The 2,882-nt window shown below is 42.1% G+C and carries 2 protein-coding genes and 1 pseudogene; 1 reads left to right on the top strand and 2 read right to left on the bottom strand.

Annotation, left to right across the window (positions count from 1 at the left end; all coding sequences use genetic code 11):
- Positions 1 to 5: 5 nt before the first annotated feature.
- The gene (locus L4C33_RS21215) at positions 6 to 362 is read right to left on the bottom strand and encodes a VOC family protein (RefSeq protein ID WP_428814374.1); all 357 of its coding nucleotides are present in this window, start codon (positions 360 to 362) and stop codon (positions 6 to 8) included.
- Positions 363 to 371: 9 nt separating this feature from the next.
- Positions 372 to 2,441 carry a DNA helicase IV gene (helD, locus tag L4C33_RS21210; RefSeq protein WP_428814375.1) on the bottom strand — a complete coding sequence of 690 codons (2,070 nt, stop codon included), beginning with the start codon at positions 2,439 to 2,441 and terminating at the stop codon, positions 372 to 374.
- A 178-nt stretch (positions 2,442 to 2,619) separates the two neighbouring features.
- Here helD and L4C33_RS21205 point away from each other — a divergent pair.
- Positions 2,620 to 2,882 (top strand): annotated as a pseudogene (locus L4C33_RS21205) (YccS family putative transporter); the annotation flags it as partial.

Genomic DNA, 2,882 nt, shown 5'->3' with positions numbered 1-2,882 from the left:
TCAGGTTACTTATCGCTCCACACTGCCATTTCATTGCCACTCGGTTCGGTAAAATGGAAACGTCTTCCCCCTGGGAAAGAAAATATCTCACGAACAACGACACCCTTAGCATCCACTACTTCACTTAAGGTTTTCTCTAGATCAGCACTGTAAAACACCATTAAAGCACCGCCATTTTCTGTGCTAGAGACAAGCTCACTTGCGTAAAAGCCCCCCATTAACCCTTTGCCAGTAAATGCTGCATATTCATCTCCGTAGTCCTCAAATTCCCACTGGAATACGTTTTCAAAGAATGCTTTGGTTGCAGGGATATTGCTCGCCGCAAACYCAATGTAGTTGATCGATCCATGTTCTAACTGCATTTTATATCCTTACTTTTTCTTAATGACTGGGTAGTTGTTTTCATGAAGTTCTTGAACAAAGCCTGAACCATCACCACTATGAGTGATCCAGACTTTTTCTTTAGCTCTAGTCATAGCGACATAAAACAAGCGACGTTCTTCTGCGTATGGGAATAAATCTGAAGACTGCGTTAACGCACCATCGACATGAAGTTGTTTTTTCTTAGCCGGGAACTGACCTTCATCCACCGCCAAAATGATCACGAAGTCAGCTTCTTTACCCTTACTCGCATGGCACGTCATAAAGGATATATCGATTGAAGTGTAGATCTTCTGCCAATCTTCTAACAGCTCAGGTTTATGGTAGTGATTCCGACCTAATAGCAATACTGATTTTTTCTGTTTCGCTTGATTGTTAATTTGACCTAGTATCTTTTCGGTATCTTTGCTTGGTGCAGTATAAACTGACTTCTGCTTTTGCTGTTTAAAGCTGTTCAGCTCTTTTGGTAATTGGCGTGGGTTCTCTTGAACAAAACGGTTCGCCACTTCACCCAACTGATTGTTAAAACGGTAAGTCGTATCTAAGTGATGGATCGTTGAGCTATTAAATCGGTCTTTAAAACCGGTGGTTAGGTCAACATCTGCGCCAGCGAATTGATAAATTGACTGCCAATCATCCCCTACCGCAAATATCGAAGTTCTTTGCTCTGTATTCACTTGCGCACAAATAGACTCGACTAATGCAAGTCTATCGGGCGAGATGTCTTGGTATTCATCTATCATGATGAATTTCCACGGTGGAGCAAATTTACCGTTTTCAACGTATTGAGTCGCTCGACTGATCATTGTAGAAAAATCGATGTGTTTATTCTCTTTGAGCATTTTTTGCCATGCTGTGACACACGGCCACGCCAAAGATAATTCACTATTTAAGCGCGTGTAATCGGCGTGATCAACAAGCTGTTGCTGAACTTCTTTCTTGGTCAAACCGGAAGCCGTCAATTGATCGAGCTGATTTTCCAACCAGTTAATTAACTTAGGGTTAGACGCATGACTGCCTAGTTCATCATCACCCGTTAAGTACGCAATTGGCCATTTAGAAAGGTGTTTTTGCCAACGTTTAAAGTTGGTTGGCGTCATCCAGTGCTTTTTAAGCCAATCAATACACCAAGCTTGTTTTTGGTTATTGTCTAAAGCGATCGGCGATATAACAACAGGCTCAGTTTCAACATGCTTTAATATATGTAGCCCTAGCTGATGGAACGTATTCACCTGCACTTGCTCTGCCGACATTCCAACCTTGTCATCAAGGCGCTGCTTCATTTCTTGTGCAGCCTCGCGGCCAAATGCCAGTAACAGCAGTTCACTTGCTTGAGCTTGGTGACTTTGCAGTAAGTACGCCACTCTTGCGGTCAGAACGCTGGTTTTCCCTGAACCAGCGCCGGCCAAAATAAGGTTATGATCATCATTGATGAGCACTGCATACTGCTGCGAAACATTCAGAGGCGAAGATTCACATTGTGAAAAGAGCACTTCCCAATTTACTCTTTCTCGATCGAGCCAAGTCTGATTACGCAGCTGTAATGTTGCTGCAGAATTCTTTAACCAAGGTTCAAGCTTTTCAACACGGTGACTTAACCTCTGTGCAGCTTCATCCAAGGTCATCGACATATTATCTAGATCTTGGTTAACCTGATCGATCCACTCAACCAGTTTTGAATTTGGTAAAAAGGCAGGCAAGTTTTCAAGTTTATGCAGCCCACGCTCCCACTTAGGTAGTTGAAGTGCAAGCTGTTCACATTGAGCGTTATGCCAATCTTGATAAGCTGCGATGGCAATACGAGCGAATTTACGACACTGTTCCCAAGGTAAACCTTGCACTAACCAGCTACGCTCCACACCCTCATGAGTGTGAGCAAAGAATTGAATAGAACCCCAGAAAACTCCACGAGTTAAAGACACTTTCCCGTTCCAAACCGTAAATGGGATCCTTTCTTCACTGCCAATAGACGACAGTAATAGTTTTTGCTCGTCGAGTTCTACTTGATGATATTCATTTTGAATAAAAAACTGTGCAGTCTTATCCGCGCATAGCTGCATTGGGAAACGCTCTTTAATTGGGAATAATCGATTTATAGCACGATGCATAGGTAAATAGTAATACCCTGCTGTACTATTGACGATTTCCTAACCATCTGATGCTAAAAATTAGTTTGTATCATAGTCTTACTATTGATTTCTGCTAGGATTAGTTTTTTACATCAGTTAAAGAATCAGTGTGAAATTACCTTCTAAAGTCCGCCTATATTGGGCAAATAAAACCATAAATTACAGTATTTTGATGCTACTGACTCTGCTCGGTGTCGTAATACCAGCGTGGCATTATGGTCAGAACACATTAATTACACCACTGATACTCGGCGTGATTGCAGCAGCTCTAGCAGAGAGTGATGATAGCTTTACTGGTCGACTAAAAGCACTCTCCCTTACTTTTATCTGTTTTGCCATTGCCGCGTTTTCTATTGAGTTCTTATTCAACAC

The sequence above is a fragment of the Vibrio makurazakiensis genome, from assembly GCF_050337375.1.
In the GTDB taxonomy this organism is placed as follows: Bacteria; Pseudomonadota; Gammaproteobacteria; order Enterobacterales; family Vibrionaceae; genus Vibrio; species Vibrio makurazakiensis.
Note: the sequence above shows the minus strand (reverse complement) of the source record. Positions and strands in the feature narration are given on the sequence as shown.